Source organism: Vibrio sp. R15-SG3-ISO1B (genome assembly GCF_059833835.1).
On record NZ_JCBDGG010000049.1, the window covers coordinates 58807 to 77935 of the forward strand.

The 19129-nt window shown below is 51.4% G+C and carries 19 protein-coding genes; 9 read left to right on the top strand and 10 right to left on the bottom strand.

The annotated features are described in order from the left end of the window. Window positions 1–36 precede the first annotated feature (36 nt). Complete coding sequence (locus tag AC6R0S_RS15930) at window positions 37–2445, top strand: ATP-binding protein (RefSeq protein WP_500638338.1); 2409 nt, start codon at window positions 37–39, stop codon at window positions 2443–2445. Window positions 2446–2456: 11 nt separating this feature from the next. On the opposite strand, the gene AC6R0S_RS15935 is transcribed toward AC6R0S_RS15930, so the two are convergent. Further along, entirely contained in the window at window positions 2457–2687 is a 231-nt protein-coding gene (locus AC6R0S_RS15935; protein WP_500638339.1) for a glutaredoxin family protein, read from the bottom strand. A gap of 110 nt (window positions 2688–2797) precedes the next feature. Here AC6R0S_RS15935 and AC6R0S_RS15940 point away from each other — a divergent pair, with 110 nt between their 5' ends. From AC6R0S_RS15940 to AC6R0S_RS15950, 3 genes are read left to right on the top strand one after another with little or no spacing between them, the layout of a single operon-like run. Next, window positions 2798–3307 carry a M48 metallopeptidase family protein gene (locus AC6R0S_RS15940; protein WP_500638357.1) on the top strand — a complete coding sequence of 170 codons (510 nt, stop codon included), beginning with the start codon at window positions 2798–2800 and terminating at the stop codon, window positions 3305–3307. A 51-nt stretch (window positions 3308–3358) separates the two neighbouring features. Next, complete coding sequence (rlmF, locus tag AC6R0S_RS15945; protein ID WP_500638340.1) at window positions 3359–4474, top strand: 23S rRNA (adenine(1618)-N(6))-methyltransferase RlmF; 1116 nt, start codon at window positions 3359–3361, stop codon at window positions 4472–4474. A 29-nt stretch (window positions 4475–4503) separates the two neighbouring features. After that, entirely contained in the window at window positions 4504–4650 is a 147-nt protein-coding gene (locus AC6R0S_RS15950) for a hypothetical protein (RefSeq protein WP_334550487.1), read from the top strand. 5 nt (window positions 4651–4655) lie between these two features. On the opposite strand, the gene pilW is transcribed toward AC6R0S_RS15950, so the two are convergent. Then, entirely contained in the window at window positions 4656–5372 is a 717-nt protein-coding gene (gene pilW, locus AC6R0S_RS15955; protein ID WP_500638341.1) for a type IV pilus biogenesis/stability protein PilW, read from the bottom strand. A gap of 194 nt (window positions 5373–5566) precedes the next feature. Further along, window positions 5567–6508, bottom strand: coding sequence for a homoserine O-acetyltransferase MetA (gene metA, locus AC6R0S_RS15960; RefSeq protein ID WP_334550485.1), 942 nt, complete (start codon window positions 6506–6508; stop codon window positions 5567–5569). A gap of 182 nt (window positions 6509–6690) precedes the next feature. Between metA and AC6R0S_RS15965 the strand changes: the two genes are divergently transcribed. Together AC6R0S_RS15965 and AC6R0S_RS15970 are read left to right on the top strand one after the other, a co-directional pair. Continuing rightward, window positions 6691–7086, top strand: coding sequence for an ATP-binding protein (locus tag AC6R0S_RS15965; protein WP_500638342.1), 396 nt, complete (start codon window positions 6691–6693; stop codon window positions 7084–7086). Next, a complete protein-coding gene (locus tag AC6R0S_RS15970) occupies window positions 7056–7493 on the top strand; it encodes a DUF3859 domain-containing protein (RefSeq protein WP_334550483.1) in 438 nt (145 codons plus the stop codon). The genes AC6R0S_RS15965 and AC6R0S_RS15970 overlap by 31 nt, the downstream gene beginning before the upstream one ends. A 43-nt stretch (window positions 7494–7536) precedes the next feature. On the opposite strand, the gene AC6R0S_RS15975 is transcribed toward AC6R0S_RS15970, so the two are convergent. The 7 genes from AC6R0S_RS15975 to AC6R0S_RS16005 form a co-directional block, all read right to left on the bottom strand. Further along, entirely contained in the window at window positions 7537–8670 is a 1134-nt protein-coding gene (locus tag AC6R0S_RS15975; RefSeq protein WP_500638343.1) for an ABC transporter permease, read from the bottom strand. Further along, window positions 8667–9866: an ABC transporter permease gene (locus AC6R0S_RS15980; RefSeq protein ID WP_500638344.1), complete on the bottom strand. Its 1200-nt coding sequence runs from the start codon at window positions 9864–9866 to the stop codon at window positions 8667–8669. The genes AC6R0S_RS15975 and AC6R0S_RS15980 overlap by 4 nt, the downstream gene beginning before the upstream one ends. Further along, a complete protein-coding gene (locus AC6R0S_RS15985; protein ID WP_500638345.1) occupies window positions 9863–10867 on the bottom strand; it encodes an HlyD family secretion protein in 1005 nt (334 codons plus the stop codon). Before AC6R0S_RS15985 ends, AC6R0S_RS15980 begins: the two co-directional genes overlap by 4 nt. A 9-nt stretch (window positions 10868–10876) precedes the next feature. Next, window positions 10877–12277 (bottom strand): TolC family protein, encoded by a 1401-nt coding sequence (locus AC6R0S_RS15990; RefSeq protein WP_500638346.1) that lies wholly within the window; start codon window positions 12275–12277, stop codon window positions 10877–10879. Between the two features lie 166 nt (window positions 12278–12443). After that, window positions 12444–13970: a tripartite tricarboxylate transporter permease gene (locus AC6R0S_RS15995; protein WP_334550474.1), complete on the bottom strand. Its 1527-nt coding sequence runs from the start codon at window positions 13968–13970 to the stop codon at window positions 12444–12446. Between the two features lie 16 nt (window positions 13971–13986). Then, complete coding sequence (locus tag AC6R0S_RS16000; protein WP_500627120.1) at window positions 13987–14505, bottom strand: tripartite tricarboxylate transporter TctB family protein; 519 nt, start codon at window positions 14503–14505, stop codon at window positions 13987–13989. A gap of 267 nt (window positions 14506–14772) precedes the next feature. Beyond that, the gene (locus tag AC6R0S_RS16005; RefSeq protein ID WP_334550472.1) at window positions 14773–15744 is read right to left on the bottom strand and encodes a tripartite tricarboxylate transporter substrate binding protein; all 972 of its coding nucleotides are present in this window, start codon (window positions 15742–15744) and stop codon (window positions 14773–14775) included. 423 nt (window positions 15745–16167) lie between these two features. On the opposite strand from AC6R0S_RS16005, the gene AC6R0S_RS16010 reads away from it, so the two are divergent. The 3 genes from AC6R0S_RS16010 to prpC all read left to right on the top strand — a co-directional run bounded on the left by AC6R0S_RS16010 (window position 16168) and on the right by prpC (window position 19110). After that, a complete protein-coding gene (locus AC6R0S_RS16010; RefSeq protein WP_500629923.1) occupies window positions 16168–16875 on the top strand; it encodes a GntR family transcriptional regulator in 708 nt (235 codons plus the stop codon). A gap of 11 nt (window positions 16876–16886) precedes the next feature. Further along, on the top strand, window positions 16887–17780 hold the full coding sequence (gene prpB, locus AC6R0S_RS16015) for a methylisocitrate lyase (RefSeq protein WP_500629922.1): 894 nt from the start codon (window positions 16887–16889) through the stop codon (window positions 17778–17780). 181 nt (window positions 17781–17961) lie between these two features. Further along, a complete protein-coding gene (prpC, locus tag AC6R0S_RS16020; protein ID WP_334550469.1) occupies window positions 17962–19110 on the top strand; it encodes a bifunctional 2-methylcitrate synthase/citrate synthase in 1149 nt (382 codons plus the stop codon). The last annotated feature ends 19 nt before the right edge of the window (window positions 19111–19129 follow it).

A 19129-nucleotide genomic window follows, 5' to 3' on the forward strand; every position in this document is an offset into this window, starting at 1 on the left:
CAATATAGTGAATCCAGTTTGGTTAGGGCACGCTCAATGCTAAAGTTTGACAAAAAAAATGGCATGCAACTCTTCACCCTGTTTATCTTATTGGGCGCGAGTGTCTTTTTTCTCACCAGTTTTTTGTTTGTTCAGCATCAAGCACAGCAAACGGCGCAAGTGGTGATTAACGAGAGTTTAAAAAGCAAATTTTCCACGTTAGACAGTTATCTCAAGACCTATTTAGAGTCGAGACGAGATCGCTTAGCCAACATCGTAGAGCAGCCGATTCTGCTAGGCGCTGTGTTGGAGGGCGTTGCTGACTCCGCGTCCTTCTCGGATAAGTTGGCGCGCTTTAAACCGGTCGACTCGCAATCTTTCGTCAACGTGTATGACTTTGTGGGTGATAAAGTTTACTCCGAACTTGTGTTACCGCAGGCGGTGAGCACGTTTATCGCTCAGGAAGTGGCGAGCGGTCAGTTGCTCGAGTCGGTCTCCTATTCGATTTTTTCTCATCATGACGCGGATTTTCTGCTCGTAACCCTACCTGTCAAATACAACGGTTACTCAGAGGGCATCGCCGCCTACGTCACGCCTCTAGAGGGCACGGAGTTTTTCAGCGGTTTTGGCCATGATGACGCGCGATGGTTTGGCATCCGCCAAGCGCAGTTTGATTGGCGTATGGCCTCGCCTTTCCCTTGGGCCGTCGCCGAGCGCCCGATTCCTGATACCACCTTTACCTTGCTCTACAGTTATTCACCGAGTTTGGTTGAGGATGTCAAACGAGAGTTTGTGCAAAGCCTATTGACCGGGATGATTATCGCGACCGGTGTGGCGCTCTTTGTGCTCTATTTTTTGGGGCGTAAGGTGCTGGTCTCGCCATTTCAAGCGTTATATCGCTCGGAGCAGCAGCTACTGCACCAATCGGAAGAGCTCAAAAGAAGAGAGGCAGAGTCTGCACGCTTAGCTCGGGTCGCGAAGTACATGCGTGATGCGGTGGTGTTTGCGGATATCAATGGCTACATTCTTTGGGTCAACAGTGCTTTCGAGCGCTTAACGGGCTACCAGCAGCAAGAATTGATCGGTAAGAAACCCGGGGATGTCTTGCAAGGTCCGCTTAGTGATCGAGAGGTGATCAGCCAGATTCGCACCGCAATTCACAACCGAGAGCAGGGCTTTTTCGAGTTGGTCAATTACAACAAAGCGGGGCAGGCGTACTGGATTGAACTTGCCTTGACGCCACTGTATGACAAAGATGACCAGATTGAGGGCTTTATGGCGGTCGAACGTGACATTACCGAACGCGTTGAGCTGCAAAAGTCACTCAAGCAAAAAGCGCAGGAAGCCAACGCGGCCAGCGTCGCCAAATCGAAATTCCTTGCCGCGATGAGCCACGAATTGCGCACCCCAATGAACGGGATTTTAGGGGTGGGTGAGCTGCTACAGCAAGGAGACCTTACCGACGAGCAGCACGACTACATGGCGACCTTGCTCGATTCCGGTCAACATATGCTGGCGGTACTCAATGACATCCTCGATTTTTCTAAAATTGAGGCGGGTAAGCTGAAATTGGTGGCAACGGACGTGGAGATCGCCCCTTTTGTCGCCAAGTTCAGTCAGCTTTATCAGCCGTTATGCGAGGAGAAAGGGTTGAGTTTTCGTGTCGATAGCACCTTACCAGAGGATTTAGTCATTCGGGTAGACGAGACCCGATTAACCCAGATATTGCAAAACTTGTTCGGCAATGCCCTGAAATTTACCGCCGAGGGCGGTATTGATTTGTCTTTGTCACTCTCTGACTCATCCGAAACGATGCAGATCCGCATTAAAGACAGTGGTATTGGCATCAGCCAAGACAAGCAACGGGTGATTTTTGCGCCGTTCAGTCAGGCCGAGTCGGATACTACGCGCCGCTTTGGCGGTACTGGGCTTGGTTTGTCTATTGTCTCTGAACTGGTGGGTGCAATGGGCGGTGAAATACGAGTAGAGAGCGAACTCGGTCACGGCAGCGAGTTCATTGTCAGCTTACCGATAATACGCGCTGCAGCGCAGCAAGAGGCGGTGTCTACTGAGGCTGTCGTCAGTGATTACTTGGGTGATGGAATGCGCGCCTTGATTGTCGAAGACACACGCATGAATGCCTTGGTGCTGTCTCGGTTTCTTTCTAAGCTCGGGTTTGAATGCGAGGTGGCGGTGAATGGGGTTGAGGCAGTAGAAAAGGTCACGTCTGAGCACTTTGAGGTGATTTTCATGGACAACCACATGCCAGAAATGGACGGCATTCAAGCCTCTCAAATTATTACTCAGCTTAATCTGCAAACCCCGCCAGTGCTGATTGGTTGCACCGCCGACGCGTTTGAAGAAACGCGAGAAAATATGATTGCCGCCGGTTGCCAAGAGGTGATCACGAAACCGATCAATTCTCAGCAGCTTAATCGAGTGCTCGCTCAGGTGATGCCCAAGTAGAAACAGCGGTACTATTTTCCGCTGTAGATGCGCTCGAAGTTTTTCACATTCCAACCGATCATGTAACGATCGCCGATTTTCAGTACCGGTAAGGAGCGAGCGCCAATGGCGTCGAGCTCTTTGCGACCGCGCTGCATTTTCGCGTTGGTCAAACGATATGGGTAGCCTTTCTCTTCCAAGTATCGTTGAGCATCTTTGCAGTGCGGGCACTTATCTTTGACGTAAAGCACGAGGCGTTTCATGGGGTTTCTCCAGTGAGGTTGATCGCGATGAGTGTAATGAAAAGTCAGTGAATGACAAGGGCGAATAGGCTAGACTAGCGCCTTTTCGTCAACTCGGTAGAGCGATGAGTATCAATCCCGCATTAAGGTATGTGCAAGGTTATCCGCCACATATCGTTGATCAAGTGGCGCAACTGGTAGATTCCGGCAGACTGGCGACCTGGTTTCACCAGCGTTACCCTAACAATCACACCATTAAGAGTGAAAAGGCGCTGTTCGATTACACCATGGCGTTGAAAAACCGCTATATGAAGAAAACTGCGCCGCTGGGTAAAGTGGTGTACGACAATAAAATCCACATCATCAACAATGCGCTTGGCCTTCATACCTATGTGTCGAAAGTGCATGGCGGAAAAATCAAATCAAAGAATGAAATTCGCATCGCTCGCGTATTTCGAGAGGCACCTGAGCCGCTATTACGCATGTTGGTGGTGCACGAACTGGCGCACTTGAAAGAGAAAGAGCACAACAAAGCCTTCTATTCGTTGTGCTGCCACATGGAGCCCGACTACCATCAACTGGAACTCGACGCTCGATTGTTTATGATTTACCTCGAGACCCGAGACGAGCCAACGAACTAGGCATAAATGCCTTGTTGTTGATCACTCACTACACGTTACGCATTACAGATCATGGCTACACACCGTAAAGATTCGCACCCTTCGACCAAACGTGCGCAGAAAACACGAAATAGCGCTGCTCAGTCTGAGCCAAAGCATCGCTCGAATCGTGAGATGACGTTTATCAAGCAGCCAAGTAAGCCGGGATTACATCCTCGCAATAAACACCAAGGACGCTATGATGTTGCCGCGTTGGTCAAAGCGCTGCCTGCGCTGAAACCGTATGTTATTACCACCCCAGCCGGTGACAAGAGCATTCCATTTTCTGACCCTATCGCAGTGAAGCTGCTCAATAAAGCCTTGTTGGCGCATCACTACCAAGTCAGTGAGTGGGATATTCCCAAAGGGTATCTCTGCCCGCCTATTCCAGGGCGTGCTGACTACATCCATCGTCTTGCTGAGTTGCTTGAGGCGGATGTGCCTGAGGCGAAACACGCGAGTGTGCATGCGTTAGACATCGGCGTTGGCGCCAACTGCATCTATCCGATCATTGGCGCGGTGGATTATGGCTGGCACTACGTTGGCAGTGATGTGGACGAGGTGTCGGTGGACAATGCCAATCAGATCGCGAGCGCCAATGCGGTGTTGAAAGGCAAAATTGAAAGCCGATTGCAGCGTGACTCTCGGTTTGTGTTTAAACACATTATCGCCAAAGGCGAGCGTTATGCACTGACGACCTGCAATCCGCCGTTTCATAAATCCCTTGAAGAGGCGCAGCAAGGCAGCGAGAAAAAACTGGCTAATTTAAGTCGCAATAGGACGAAAAAAGGCAGCAATAAGGCCGCGGTCGCCGCCGCCAATGCGCCGCGACACAAAACGCCGCAAGGTTCGCCTATACTTAATTTTGGTGGGCAGAAAGCGGAACTGTGGTGTCCGGGTGGTGAAGCCGCGTTTGTGAAAAAGATGGCGTTTGAAAGTCGAGATGTGGCATCGCAAGTCCTTTGGTTCTCCACCTTGATCTCAAAGAAAGAGAATGTCCGTTGGCTGCGTAAAAATCTTGAAAAAGCCGGAGCGCTGGAAGTGCGCGTGGTTGAGATGAGCCAAGGGCAGAAAGTGAGCCGTTTTATGGCTTGGACGTTTCATGATAAAGCTAAGCGCGCCACTTGGTTTGATACCAAACCCCGTTAACCACTGATACCAATAGATGAGGAGGGCATATGGAGTTTGAGATTTATATGCCCTGTGAGCCCAGTTGGATTTGCGATAGCTTTCTTGCGCTGTTCGCGGTGCTGCTGTTGTGGGGACTGGGTTATTTTGTGCTGATCTTGTATCGAGAATACAAAAAAATTCACAAACGAAAATGATCAGTTTATCCGTTCGAGAGCGCTTCTAACTGCTTACGATACTTCTCTTCTAACGCACTGTTACCGGCGCGCTCTTCCAACTCGACCAGTAGGGCCAATGAGGCTTGTTGCACGCCAAACTGCTGGTGGAAGTTCATCAAGCGTATTCGCGCCGATGTGTATTCACCTTGCTCTATTTCAAGTTTAGTCAGGCGCAGCAGCGAGGTGACACGGCGCGGGTCGTGATCCAATGTGCGTTTGAAATAACCCATGGCTTGTTCGGGTTTGCCCGCTTTCAATGCACAGAGTGCCGCATTTTCATAGCTGGCGGAAATCAGGTAGTAGTAGGGCTGCTCAATGGCGCGATTAAACAGTTGATCAGCCTGAGGATAGCGCTCTTGTTTGCATAAAAACGTGCCGTAGTTGTTCATTACATTACCGTTTCTCGGGTGCTGTCTCAGCGCCGTTATATACAGTTTTTCAGCGTCCGCTTCTTCACCAACTTGCTCGAAATAGTGCGCCATCGCCAATTGTGCTCGGTAGTAACTTTTATCGTGCTGAAGGGCTTTTTCCAGATTTTCGCGGGCTTTCACCATATCACCCTGCTGTAAGTAACCCATGCCAAGGGCTAAGCGCGCATCGGCTTTTTCTCGTGGGATGGTATTGAGCTCAGGCTCAGGGTTATTGTCCACCGTGACACAGGCAGAGAGAAGTAACACCAAAGGAAGGAGAAGGGTACGCATATTCGTTCAACTTTTGTGGTTCAGTAACAGATAACAAGCTTGTGCTTTTTTATACCTGATCCCATCTGGTGTTTGCGCCGATGAGTGAGACTCTGCGAGGGGTTTATCAGTTTCTGAGTGTGGGCAGAAAAAGAATGCGAGCGAGGGCGCGCTTGCGCCCTCGTATTCGGTGACAGGGTCTTGCCCTAGACGCGTTAATCATCTTTGGTGAAGTTGGCTTCGCTGAAGTGATCCAAATCGTATGGCGTTTGCTGGTAGACGCAGTAGTTCAACCAGTTGGCAAACAGCAGGTGTCCATGACTGCGCCAACTTGCGCACGGTTTGTTGTCGGGATTGTTGTTGGGGTAGTAGTTGACCGGAATCGCCGGTTCCATTCCCTCACTCAGATCGCGGATGTACTCATTGTGCAGGGTGTGTGAGTCATACTCTGGATGGCCCGTCACAAACACATTGCGCTTATCTTTGGTGGCCGCCAAGTAAACGCCAGCCACGTCTGAGGTGGCCAAGATGTCGAGATCCGTATGCTCGGCGAGATACTCCGGTGAGAAATCAGCGTAGCGAGAATGCGGTGCTAAAAAGGTGTCGTCAAAACCACGCAGAATGGGGTGAAACTCGTGATGAATTTGATGTTGATACACACCGGAGAGCTTCTCTTTGCGAGTGCGCTTAGGCAGATTGTAGAGCAGCTTTAACCCTGCTTGTGCGGCCCAGCAGACGTATAAGGTCGAGGTGACGTGCTCTTTCGCCCAGTTCATGATGGTTTTGAGGTGGTCCCAGTAAATCACGTCTTCAAACTGGACCAGACCGAGCGGCGCACCGGTGATGATCAAACCATCGAAATTGCGTTTTTTGATCATCTCAAATTGTCGGTAAAAGTTGTCTAGGTGCTCGGTTGGCGTATTTTTACTCGGGCGATCATCAATGCGCAGCAGTTCAATATCGACCTGCAATGGGCTATTGGACAAGAGGCGTAAAAATTGCGTCTCTGTCTCAATTTTTTTTGGCATAAGATTGAGGATCAACACCTTAAGTGGACGAATCTCCTGCGTAGAGGCACGCGATTCGCTCATGATGAAGATATTTTCCTGACGCAGTACATCAGTGGCAGGCAATTGATCGGGGATCTTAATCGGCACAGCTTTCTCCCTAAGCTCTGTTATGGACGTCTATACATCTAAACTTAACCCAATCGGTATGAGATGTCGATAGCATTTTTAGGCCAAATTGGTTTACTATCTGCGCCTCGAACTTGGTGAGACTATGTCGGCGCAGCCGCAAGTAAATCAGCGGACATCGGCCGCAAGGGAGTAATAGAGCGGTGAAATTGACCTTAATTCGTGGTCTGCCAGGTTCTGGCAAAAGCACCCTAGCGAAAACACTGTCAGCGGTGCACCTTGAAGCGGATATGTATTTTATCGCTGACGATGGCGTTTACCGCTATGACAAAGCGAAAATTTCCGATGCGCACGAGTGGTGCAGAGCTGAGGTCAAACGTGCGCTGACCGACAAGCAGGACGTGGTTGTCTCCAATACTTTTGTCCAGCGCTGGGAAATCGCGCCGTACTACCGCCTCGCCAAGCAATTTGGCGCTGAGTTTGTGGTGATGGAGTGCTCTGGGCAATTTCAAAATATCCACGGCGTTGAGCGCAGTACAATCGAACACATGAAAAAACGGTGGCAGACATGGCAAAGCGATCGCCCGTTGTTGAAATGACCTCTTACGGAATTTACGACCAATGGGACTCCAAATCAAAGCATCTTCCTAAAATACAAGCGTTTACCACTAAGGTTCCGGCTGACGAAGACGTCGAGTTTGGCTTTATCGTCAACATCAAAAAAGCCAAAGGTGCGCTGATTGAGTTTTGTATCGATCATCCCGGTATCTTAGGCAAAAAAGGCCAGACGTTAGCGCCTTTCACCGGCGAGTTGCACGTGGGCAGCAACGATTGGGATTTCTACTTGGGCGATACGATTCAACTGCTTCATCCAGACGGCGGTTTGGAGTCAAATTTGGGGCGTTGGCACATGAGTATTGAGATGGACGGACGCGTGATTGCGCAAAAGACCTTTGATGTGTATGGCCGGGATGAAAACGAGTTTTGGCGCCGCCGAGGTTTTTAAACGCGGCGCTCAAACGTTATCGCGGGTTAGATATCGTGAGGAGTTAGATATCGCGGCGATGTTCACGCAATGCACGCCAAGCCATGAGGCTCCAACCCAGTGCTTGCACCCACAGCAGTGCGTATTGCGCCGCGACTTGATGCCATTCTCCCCCCATCTGATTTAAACGCAAGAAAGCTTGGATGGCGGGCGTACTAGGAAAAAGCTGCGATAACCAAACGATGCCATCGGGAATCGCTTCGAGCGGCCAGATAAACCCCGCACTAAAAATCAGCGGCATTGAGCTGATTAGTACCACTAATGTGACCAACTCTCGTCTTGGTACTACCGTACCTAGCCAGATGCCTATCGCGCAGGATGCCAATAAGAAAGGCAGCAATAGAGTGATAAGTTCGGTGAGGTTTGCCAATTGCGCGACGCCGTGCAAGCGAAAACTCGGCCCGAAGTAATAACCGCTTAGCACCAAGTAAATACTCGTCAGCAGCACCATTCGCCCCCCTATCAAGGCGAGAGGGCTGACGTTAGACCAATAGCCACGACCATGCTTTTGCGTGCCTTGCATCAACCCGGCCGCCATCGCCAGCGTTTGCTGCAAAATCAGCACAAACACCGCTGGCACCACGTAATCGACATAGCCCATTTGCGGGTTAAAAGTGGGTTTGAGGTTGAGCTTGGTGGGCGCAAAGTGATTAGCCGCTGCGCTCAGTGGTTCACCATCAACGAGCAATTTCGCCACTGTGGTTTGCGCCGCTAGTGTGCCACCCGCTTGCGCTAAGCCTTCGACAATGGTGCCGTAGACCAAAAAGTACGAGGCATCCCCCGCGTAAGCCAAGGTCGGGCTTTTACCTAACATCAGATCTTTATAGAAATGCTCTGGGATCACCAAAATGCCGCTAATATCGCCACTTAAAAAGGCTGCTTTGGCCGCTTCTATGCTTGAGTCACGCCGTAAGATGTGCACTTGGGGTGTCGCATCTACCATGCGCTCTAGCTGATAGCTGGTTTGGCTTTTGTCCAAGTTCACCACGCTGATGATTTGCTCGCGTGGGGTTTGGTAAGAGTAGGGCATCGGGTAGAGAAACGAGTAAAACACGACGCCACCAAACACGGTGAGAAGTACCACAGGATTATGCAGCAGCGCCTTTAGCTCCGCTTTCAGCAGTGTGGTAAACGTCATGAATGGTGCTCCTTAAGTTCGGCGCGCGCGTGCCTGTTGGTGTCATCTGCAGCGTTAATAGCACTGTTGAGGTGCTTGCGAGCGAGAAGAAGACACAGCAGCGCTGGCAGTAGGTAGCCAAGCAGTGGCGTCAGATGCATCAATGTGGTGAGCGCCGATGCGCCATAGCTGACTTGGCTCACCTGCGCTTCAATATAGTGACTGATGGGCAAGAGTGAGCGCCAAGCTTGGGCGAGCGACGACATGTCAGAGACCGGGAAAGTGATACCCATAAAGGCAAAACTTGGCGCAGTAAACGCGCCGGCAAAGCTCATCGCTCTCGCGGGATCTAAGGTCAAAAAGAAGAACACACTGCCCATGGCCATACACGCGAGTATGGTCGGCACTTGCGCGGCGAACAACACCCAAAGGTCGCCTTGCATCGGCCACTGTAAGCCGGAATAAAACCAGACTAAAAACGCCGCGCCTTGCAGCCAAAATAACGGAAAGTAGGGCAGTAAAGTGCGACACAGCGCCACACTCGGCGAAGGCGCTAACCAACGTACCAGACCATGATCACGTTGATTGGCGGCCAGCACTAACAGCGTGCTGACGACAATGACGATTTGCCACAGCGCAGGGATGATGGCGCTGACTAAAAACTGGGCGTAATTGGAATTCTTATTGAACAGCGGGGTGACCTGAGTCGAGACGGGCACGGCGTTGCCCATCGCAGAGAGTAGGGTTGTATTGCCATCGGTGAGACCCGCGAATGTGGCTAACTGCGCATTGAATGTCCCATGCGCTTGGACAAACGCGGCGTTCATCAGTTTTCCAATCAAGATCGCTTGGCTGTTGTAAAACACACTGACTTGCGGGGCGAGCTGTTTCATCGCGTCTTGCTCGAAACGGCTCGGGATCACGGCGTAGGCGTAGATCTCCCCCTGTACCAGTGCTGCTTTCGCCTCACTGGGGCTTTGAAAATGACGCGTTACTTGCATGGTTGAGGTGGCGTCATAGTAGTGTTCGAGTGTGTAAGAGAGCGCACTCTTATCCAGATTGACCACACCAATCGGCAGATCGCGCGCGATGCCTTGGGAAAATATCGACCAGATACACCATGCGAGCGCGATGGGAATCCAGGTCAAGCTAGCGAGGAGCCACCGATCACGCGTCATGGTCGCCCACTGCTGCGCTATGGCTTGGCCTATCATCATTGCGCGCCTTGCGAGACAGCTGAAGGGGCAATTTCCACAGCGAGACTCATGCCCATCCTCAAGCCTTGTACAGGCTCGCTTGGTCTGGCTTCGACCTCAAAAGTACGTAAATCAAACCCTTGGCTGGCATCGGTTGAGCGCCAAGTGGCAAAATCGCCCATGACGGCGACATGGCTCACGGTGAAGGTTATCTCTTTATCCAACGCAGGAACGTAAGCGTCAAATTGTGTGCCTTTGCTAAAGTGGCGCAGGTAATCTTCGCGAACGTTAAACACGGCCCACATATCCTCGGTGTCAAGCACAGTGACAACTGGGAAGCCTTGCGGCGCTAACTCTCCGCTTTGCAGCAGCACCTGCGAAACCTCGCCGTCAAACCAACTGTGAATTTGGGTATCTTGCGCGTAGGCTTCTACTTCGGCAACCGCACCGGCGGCCATGCGCGCTTTCTCTGCGGCGGCGACTTTGGTCTCGCTGCGCGCACCTTCTTGCGCCATTTGATACATCTGGTAAGCGGCACTTTCCGTGTATTTTGCCGCGTCCCATTGGGTTTTGGCTTCGTCGCGTTTCTGCTCTGCCACCACGCCATCATTAAATAGGTTATTGACTCGAAGATAGGTTTTTTCCATCAGATCGGCGGCGGCTTGCGCTTTGAGCCATTGATCTTTTGCGGCTTGGATTTGTTGTGCACGCGCGCCTTTTTCCGCTTCTTGAGCCAGTGCATCGGCGGCTTTCTCTCCGGCCTTAGCTTGCTCTAATTTTGCCGCGATTTCAGGGCTGTGCAGGGTGAAAATGAGCTGCCCTTTAGTGACATTGTCACCTTTGCGCACCAGCACTTGATCGATACGCCCTGGTACTTTTGACGAAATGCTGTATTGCTGTGCTTCAATCTGGCCTTGCAAGCGAACTGGCTGAGGCTGATAGGCGTCGTAAACGCTGTAGCCGACCCAAGATGTCAGAGCGATTGCAGCTGCGGTAAGCAGGTAAGGTTTGGCTTGGTTCATCTTTGATCCTTAACGATTCGACAACGGGATGGCGTTATATTGATACTGTTTAAAACTGTCCATTTCACTCGACAGAGCCAACAACTTGGACAGTGACACAAGGTATTGAAAACTGGCGGCTGCTTTTTGTGTTTCAACACTGGCAACATAGAGCTGGGCATCGACGACATCGGTTGACGTCGAAAGCCCTTGCGAAAAGGCTTTTTCGCGCAGTTTGAGATTCTCCTGCGCCAGTGACAAGCTGGAATCGAGCCCCTGGACCTCTTCTCGCGCTTGCTGCGCTTCCAGATAGGTTTTCTGGACCAGAACGGAGAGATCTTGTTTTGCCTGCGCTTTGAGATATTTAACCTGAGACACCGCACTGTGCGCCGCTTTGACCTGCTCTGAGCGGCCGGAGGTGTCAATCAGAGGCACATTGACCCCAACACCCACGAGCCACTCGGGTTTCAGCTGACTTGCGAGGGAATCATCCTCATATAAGCTGTAGTCGCCATAGAGGTACACTTCTGGGTAGTAGCGGCCTTTTTCCGCTTTGATCAGGCTGTTGGCTTGCTTCTCTTTGGCATCAAGCAGAGCGAGGCCTGGGTAGGTGGCTAACGTGCGGTCGATAAACAGATCCAGTGGCGGCAGGTTTGGATTTATAAACAAGTGGTCCGAGGGCTCGACACCGTCGGTTTGGTTGAGAATTTTCGTCAGCGCCGCTTGGGCGATATCGAGATCCTTTTGCGCCTTCTTGCGCTCAATCACGGCTTTGTCTAGGGCGGATTCCGCTTGCAGTCTTTCGACGCGGGCGATTTGCCCTTGCTGTTCAAGCTTGAGTGCGTTGTCTCTGTGTTTGGTTAACCCAGCTTCCACCAGTTGTCGGGTGTGCAGTACGTCTTGTGTCAATAAAACGGAAAAATAGTATTTACTGAGATCTTCAAAGCGCGCTTGGGTTTCCATTGCTAGCTCACTCTTTGCCTGTTCGCTTTTCCCTTGCGCAGCGCTTTGCGCGGCATCGATGCGACCGCCAGTAAAGATTGGCCAAACGGCGCGAATGGAGGAGGAGAATATGTCGCGCTCGGTGATGGTAGAGGTCACGCTGCCGAGCTGTGAGACCAATCCACCTAAGGTGGGGCCAAGGTTGGGCATCGTTGCCCCTGTGCTGTCAAAGAGCTGCTCACCAGACAGGGTCACGTCGGTATCGAGGCGTGTGTAGTTGGCGCCTAGGGTGACAGACGGCAAATTTAGGCTATCGGTTGCGGAGTGCAGCGCTTGGTAACGGTCAACATTCGCGCGCGAGGCCGCGAGTGAGTGGTTCTCTTGTTGGAGCAGCGTCCACGCTTGTTCAAAACTGATCGGGGCAGCGTGCGCCACGCTAGACACTGCGCCGCAACAGGCGAGCATCAAAGCTAAAGGGCGAATAGGCATGACGTGTGCGGTCCTCGCTTAAATGAAAGTGATAAATTAGAGTCTATACTCTAATTTTTGTTCAAGCAATCCATCTATGAGGTTTGATGCGTAAGGAAAGAAAGCGAAAACGAGGGCGATAACGCCCTCGGGATAAAACAACGTTCGAATGACTACTTTCGACTGGCTACTGCTCAATCTGTTTTGGCGAGCCTTTCAACGCTTGTACCAGTTTGACCAGCAGTGGGCTGAGTAGCACCAGCGCAGCGAGCACGGTAAAGGTGAAGGTGATAGGGCGCTCCCAAAGGAAGCTCAGCTCACCATCGCTGATCATCAAAGCGCGGCGTAAATTCTCTTCCATCAGGCCGCCAAGGATAAAGCCAAGCAGCAGCGGCGCGAGTGGGAAGTTGGCTAAACGCAATGCGATGGCACCAACGGCAATCAGCAACATGATGAACACGTCCATGGTGTTAAACGAGACCAAATACACACCGGTTATCGAGAAGAACAAGATCATCGGTAGCAGCACGGTGCGCGGCACGGCCAGCAGGCGTGAAATGTAAGGGATCAGCGGTAAGTTCAAGATCACTAACACGATGTTGCCAAAGTACATTGAGATAATCACCGACCAAAATACATCTGGATGTTCGACAAACAAACGTGGCCCCGGCTGAATACCATAGGCGATCAGCGCACCGAGCATGATGGCGGTGGTGCCCGATCCTGGAATACCCAGCGTTAACAATGGCACAAACGAACCACTGGATGCGGCGTTGTTGGCCGACTCCGGTGCCACCAGCCCACGAATGCTGCCTTTACCGAACTCTTCACGCTTCTCTTTTGGCGCTAAGTTTCGTTCCATGCCATAGCTAAGAAACGCGGCAATGGTTGCCCCTGCACCCGGCAATACACCGGTGAAAAAGCCTAAAATGGAAGAGCGAATCGAGACTGGCGCCACTTCTTTGATCTCTTCCTTGGTCACTTTCATGCTGCCGATGTCGCTCATCTTACTCTGCTCTTCGTCGCGGGTGTCTTGCTCCGGTTTGAGAATGCCCATCAAGGTTTCACCGAGTGCAAAAGTGGCCATCGCAAGCAGAAGGAAGCTAAAGCCATCCATTAGATCAGTTAGGCCAAAAGTGAAGCGTTCAACGCCGACGCCTTTATCAATTCCGACGGTAGAGAGCATCAAACCGAGGACCGTCATCATCCACGCTTTGATCACTTGCCCTTTGCCAGCAAACGCCGCAACGGCGGAGAGGCCAAGCAGCATCAAGGCAAAATAGTCGGAGGATTGGAAACTCAGCGAGACGCTCGCGAGCGCAGGCGCGGCAACTAACAGCATGATGGCCGAGAGTGTACCGCCCGTAAATGACGAGTATGCCGCAAGCGCTAGGGCTTTTCCTGCTTGACCTTTTTGTGCCATAGGATAGCCATCAAACGCCGTCACAACGGTGGATGAGCAGCCCGGTGCGTTAATCAAAATCGAGGAGGTGGAGCCGCCAAACACTGCGCCGTAGTAGACGCCCGCCATCAAGATCAGTCCTGATGAGGGATCGAGTCCGTAGGTAATGGGGATCATGAGGGCGATGGCTGAAATCGGGCCAAGGCCAGGGAGCATGCCGATAAACGTACCGACAAAACAGCCGACGATGACCATCATTAGGTTCATCGGCATCACTGCGGTCGAAAGACCTTGTAAAATTCCGTCTAACATGGGATTTCCTTACTGATTACGACCACATAGTGAAGATAACGCCCGGCTCGAGATAGATATCCAGCCCTTGGGTAAGAAGAAGATAAAACGCAATCACAAACGGGAATGACGCGCCAAACAAGACCGCTTTGCGTCTTTCGCCAAGCAGGTAAAAGCCGGCGAGTAAGAAAAAGCCCGTCGCCAAGACAAAACCAAGGTAGGTCAGGCCGACGCCGTAAAGCGCCATCAGGGCTAAAAAGCCAATCAGTAACTTCCAGTTGAAATCCAGTACAGCGCCACTTTGGCTGTCTTTTTTGCCCATCACCAGCAGCAAGAGTGCCAGGCCGATTCCTGCGAACGTCAGCAGTGTGGGTAGGGTACGCGCGGTAAAGGGTTCGTATTCATCACCCGGAAACATCGGGATCTGGGTGGTTTGGTAGCCGTAGCATAGGCAGACAATCAGAAATATCATCGCACCAACACGATCACGGCATAGCAGGTTCTCTTTGCTAAAGAAGCTGCCTTGGTTGAAAGAGTTCGTTGGTAAGTCCGACATAGCCAACTCCATTTGAGTTATCGAAACGCTGCATCAATCGAGCCATACTGAGTCGAGGCTGGATACGATGTGCGTTGGATGAAGTAGAAAAAAGCCGTACTAGAGGGTTAATGAGCAACATATTCACTAACAATGGCCTTTCTCTCTAAGTGGAATTTGGAGTGAAAGGCCAACTGTTCAACACAAACAGCGGAGATTGTCTAAGGTTCTCAAGTACGGTGAAAACAAGGGTGGTAGACCCGCTACCGACCCAAACATGGCGGCGTATTACTTGAGGAAGCCAAGCTCACGCATCAAATCGCCCATCTGCTTCTCTTGGTCTTCAAGGAAAGCGTAGAACTCTTTGTCCGCTTTGTAGTTGTCGATCCAACCATTACGGTCACGCACGACTTTCCACTCATCGGTTTGATACATTTTGCTGAGGGCGGCATTCCATTCATCAATCTTCGCTTGGCTTGCGCCAGGGGCTGCGAAGAAGCCACGCCAGTTGGCAAAGACTGTTTCGTTGCCATATTCAGTGAGCGTCGGAATATCCGGTGCTGCGTCTAAACGTTTAGGCGCTGTCACCGCGAGGATTTTAACTTGGCCAGATTTCGACATCTCCAGCACTTCGCCAAGGCCGGTAGATAAGAGCTGTGTTTCACCAGAAAGCAGCGCGGCCATGGCTTTGCCGCCTGCATCATAAGCGATGTAGCGAACGGTTTTTGCGTCAAACCCTTCACCTTTAAAGGCGGCTGCGACCACCAAGTGGTCCATGCTGCCGCGTGCAGAGCCGCCAGCGATTTTGACTTTACGTGGGTTAGACTCAAACTCTTTAACCACATCTTCCCAAGTGTTGTAGCCTGAATCGACCGAGGTCACGATGGCACCGTAATCGGCAATGGTCGCCGCGACGGGCGTGAGATCACGAAATGATTGCGGGAAAATACCGGTCAGAGAGCGCACCACGATAGGGGTGGAATTGACCATCAGAGTGTCTTCTTGACGCTCAGCGGTTTCAATCAAATGCGCAATGGCTTTACCGCCGCCGCCACCAGAGAGGTTTTGGAACGAGACGTTGTCGACAATCTCAGATTTGACCAACACGTCACCAGTGCCACGCGCCGTCATATCCCAGCCGCCACCGGCGCCACCAGGGATCAGAAAGTGGATTTTTTCCACATCCGCCGCCCATGCACTGAATGAGAAAGACGCAGCGATGATCGACGCTGCAAGAGTGGGTTTGAGTACCTTAAACATGATTCACGTTCCTTATGTAGGCAGAACTTCTCTTTGGAAGTCTCGTTATGGTTATGGGTTATCTCACCAAAGCGAGCGCTGTTATCGAGCCTTGTCTTGCTGGGCGATACCAGTACCTGCTTGTTGGATGCCTTAAGGTTAATGAGATGTTACAAGTCTGTCTGCGTTGCGCGTATAAAAATAATATTGGGCATAAAGCGAATTAAGTTCATAAAGTTCACGGATGTCGATGGGGGTGTTTACTATTCAACATTGTCGACACTGAGTGATTTTGTGGCAGTAAAAATGGGCTTTTACTTATACCTTAGTCTAAATTGTCGACAATATGATTGATTGTCGACAATTTGAGCGTTATGGTGAAAACATCAACGAAGACCTCCAACACTCTGTGGAGGGCGTCACCCAGAAATGATCGAGAGACCGATGAACATCGCTAGAGAGTTTGAACTCGCCAACGGCCCAAGCAAAACGAAGCCAGCTACTGAAAATACCAAATCCCTGACACTCACCGAGAGCCTTGTCGAGGACATTGTCAGTGGTGCGATTGCTCCGGGCAGCAAAATATCGGAGCCAGAACTGGCGAAACGATTTAACGTTAGCCGCGGGCCTTTGCGTGAGGCGATTATGCGTCTTGAAGGGTTGGGATTGATTGAGCGTATCCCGCACGTCGGAGCGCGCGTGATCACCTTTTCACCGGAAAAACTGATTGAATTGTACGCAGTACGCGAGGCGCTCGAAGGAATGGCGGCCAGATTAGCCGCGCGCCACATGACACCACAAGATATTGCCGGCCTTGAGCAACTGCTGAATGCTCACTCTCATCATATTGAAGAAGTGGAAGGCGCGTCCTACTTCCACCAACACGGCGATTTTGATTTCCACTACCGCATCATTAAAGCGAGCCGTAATCGACACCTCATCAATTTGCTTTGTAATGAGCTGTACCACTTATTGCGTATGTATCGCTACCAGTCTCCGCGCGCGCAATCGCGACCAAAAGAAGCGCTGGCGGAGCATCGACATATCCTCCAAGCGATTGCCAACCGTGACGAAGAGTTAGCGGAAATGCTGATGCGTCGCCACATTTCAGGCAGTCGCCTTTTGATTGAACAACAAATACTCACGGACTAGAGGAAGTGACTATGAGTCTCACGCCCGGAGCCAAGTTTCGGCTCGCCCTACAGCAAAATCATCCGCTCCAGATTGTCGGAACCATCAACCCTTATTGCGCCATGATGGCGAAGAACTTAGGTCATCAAGCCATATATCTATCTGGTGGGGGCATTGCTAACGCCTCGTATGGCTTACCAGACCTTGGCATCACGACATTGAATGATGTGCTGGTGGATGTCGACCGCATCACTAATGCGTGCGACCTGCCACTGTTGGTGGATATCGATACCGGATTTGGCGGCGCGTTTAATATTGGCCGCACCATCAAAGCGATGGAAAAGGCCGGTGCGGCAGCGGTGCACATGGAAGATCAAGTGGCGCAAAAACGCTGCGGCCATCGACCGAACAAGGCGATCGTTAGACAAGAAGAGATGGTCGACCGAGTCAAAGCGGCGGTGGATGCGCGCAATGACGATCAGTTTGTCATCATGGCACGCACCGATGCATTGGCTGTCGAAGGCATTGACCGCGCGATTGAGCGGGCGATTGCGTGTGTGGAAGCGGGTGCGGACATGATCTTCCCCGAAGCGATGACAGAGTTGGCACAGTACCGACAGTTTTCTGCTGCGCTTGAAAGCGCTACGGGGAAAAAAGTGCCGATTCTGGCGAATATCACCGAATTTGGTCAAACGCCGCTCTACAGCTGTGAAGAGCTCGGCCAATCGAATGTCGACATGGTGCTCTATCCACTGAGTGCGTTTCGCGCGATGAACAAAGCGGCGGAAATGGTCTATCGCCATCTGCTTGAAGTAGGCAATCAAGAAGCGCTACTTGGCGAGATGCAGACTCGCAAAGAGCTCTACGCACACCTCAATTATCACGATTACGAGGACAAGCTCGACAGACTGTTTAGTGACCAATAACAGTAGATCGTGAGTGACGAATAACAATAGTTTTTGAGTAACGAATAACAATAGTAATGCAAACAATAACGTGAAATCAGCGGGTTAAAGAGATCCAAACCTCTTGTCTTAAGCGCCTGAAGCAACAGTCGCTTGAGGGCGAGGGGGATTGGGCAAAGCTCGCAAGAAAAGGAGTTCTACCATGTCTCACACTGAGAATGATCTGAGCAAAAAACCGATTGGCGGCGCAGGATTGCGTGGTCAGAGTGCCGGCAGCACCGCACTGTGCACCGTTGGTAAAACAGGAACAGGGCTAACCTACCGTGGTTACGACATCACCGATTTGGCCAATAACGCCCAATTTGAAGAGGTGGCGTTTTTGCTGCTAAGAGGCCATTTACCCAATCAACAAGAGCTAGACAATTACAAGACGCGTTTGATTGGCCTACGCGGCCTTCCGAATGAGCTTAAGGCGGCGTTAGAGCTGATTCCTGCCAGCGCCCATCCGATGGATGTGATGCGCACCGGTTGCTCAATGTTGGGAAATCTTGAGCAAGAGATGAGTTTTGATCAGCAGCTCGATGCGACCGAGCGAATGCTGGCGCTCTTTCCCGCCATTATCTGCTATTGGTATCGCTTTAGCCATGATGGCGTGAGAATTGATACCCAAGACCAAAGCGAAGCCTGCATTGGGGGCTACTTCCTCAAACTGCTCACTGATAAAGCGCCGAGTGAACTTCATAAGCAGGTGATGCACTGCTCGCTCATTTTGTATGCAGAGCATGAGTTTAATGCCTCTACCTTTGCGGCCCGAGTGTGCGCCTCGACCTTATCTGATATCCACTCATGCATCACAGCGGCGATCGGCACGTTACGCGGACCGCTGCACGGAGGCGCCAATGAAGCCGCAATGGAGATGATTGAAGGCTGGATGACACCCGATGAAGCGGAAGCTAACATCCTCACCATGTTGGCGAACAAAGACAAAATCATGGGTTTTGGCCACGCCATTTATCGTGAAAGCGACCCGCGCAATGCGTTGATCAAACGCTGGTCAAAAGCACTCTCTCAAGCGGTGGGGGATACCCATCTCTATGCGGTTTCCGAACGGGTTGAAGCGGTCATGAAGCGAGAAAAAGGGCTGTTCTGTAACGCAGATTTCTTCCACGCATCGGCGTATCACTTTATGGATATTCCCACCAAACTGTTTACTCCAATTTTTGTGATGAGCCGTCTCACAGGTTGGGCAGCGCACGTGTTTGAGCAGCGCGCCAACAATCGCATTATTCGCCCAAGCGCCGATTACACAGGCCCCGAGCATCAGCAATGGGTTCCGATTGAGCAGCGTTAACGCCTAAGAGAGTGGATGT

Coding starts and splice junctions, on each gene's coding strand:
- AC6R0S_RS15930 (WP_500638338.1), top strand. CDS start 37: ATGCTAAAGTTTGACAAAAAAAATGGCATGCAACTCTTCACCCTGTTT.
- AC6R0S_RS15935 (WP_500638339.1), bottom strand. CDS start 2,687: ATGAAACGCCTCGTGCTTTACGTCAAAGATAAGTGCCCGCACTGCAAA.
- rlmF (WP_500638340.1), top strand. CDS start 3,359: ATGGCTACACACCGTAAAGATTCGCACCCTTCGACCAAACGTGCGCAG.
- AC6R0S_RS15950 (WP_334550487.1), top strand. CDS start 4,504: ATGGAGTTTGAGATTTATATGCCCTGTGAGCCCAGTTGGATTTGCGAT.
- pilW (WP_500638341.1), bottom strand. CDS start 5,372: ATGCGTACCCTTCTCCTTCCTTTGGTGTTACTTCTCTCTGCCTGTGTC.
- AC6R0S_RS15970 (WP_334550483.1), top strand. CDS start 7,056: ATGGCAAAGCGATCGCCCGTTGTTGAAATGACCTCTTACGGAATTTAC.
- AC6R0S_RS15975 (WP_500638343.1), bottom strand. CDS start 8,670: ATGACGTTTACCACACTGCTGAAAGCGGAGCTAAAGGCGCTGCTGCAT.
- AC6R0S_RS15980 (WP_500638344.1), bottom strand. CDS start 9,866: ATGATGATAGGCCAAGCCATAGCGCAGCAGTGGGCGACCATGACGCGT.
- AC6R0S_RS15985 (WP_500638345.1), bottom strand. CDS start 10,867: ATGAACCAAGCCAAACCTTACCTGCTTACCGCAGCTGCAATCGCTCTG.
- AC6R0S_RS15990 (WP_500638346.1), bottom strand. CDS start 12,277: ATGCCTATTCGCCCTTTAGCTTTGATGCTCGCCTGTTGCGGCGCAGTG.
- AC6R0S_RS15995 (WP_334550474.1), bottom strand. CDS start 13,970: ATGTTAGACGGAATTTTACAAGGTCTTTCGACCGCAGTGATGCCGATG.
- AC6R0S_RS16000 (WP_500627120.1), bottom strand. CDS start 14,505: ATGTCGGACTTACCAACGAACTCTTTCAACCAAGGCAGCTTCTTTAGC.
- AC6R0S_RS16005 (WP_334550472.1), bottom strand. CDS start 15,744: ATGTTTAAGGTACTCAAACCCACTCTTGCAGCGTCGATCATCGCTGCG.
- AC6R0S_RS16010 (WP_500629923.1), top strand. CDS start 16,168: ATGAACATCGCTAGAGAGTTTGAACTCGCCAACGGCCCAAGCAAAACG.
- prpB (WP_500629922.1), top strand. CDS start 16,887: ATGAGTCTCACGCCCGGAGCCAAGTTTCGGCTCGCCCTACAGCAAAAT.
- prpC (WP_334550469.1), top strand. CDS start 17,962: ATGTCTCACACTGAGAATGATCTGAGCAAAAAACCGATTGGCGGCGCA.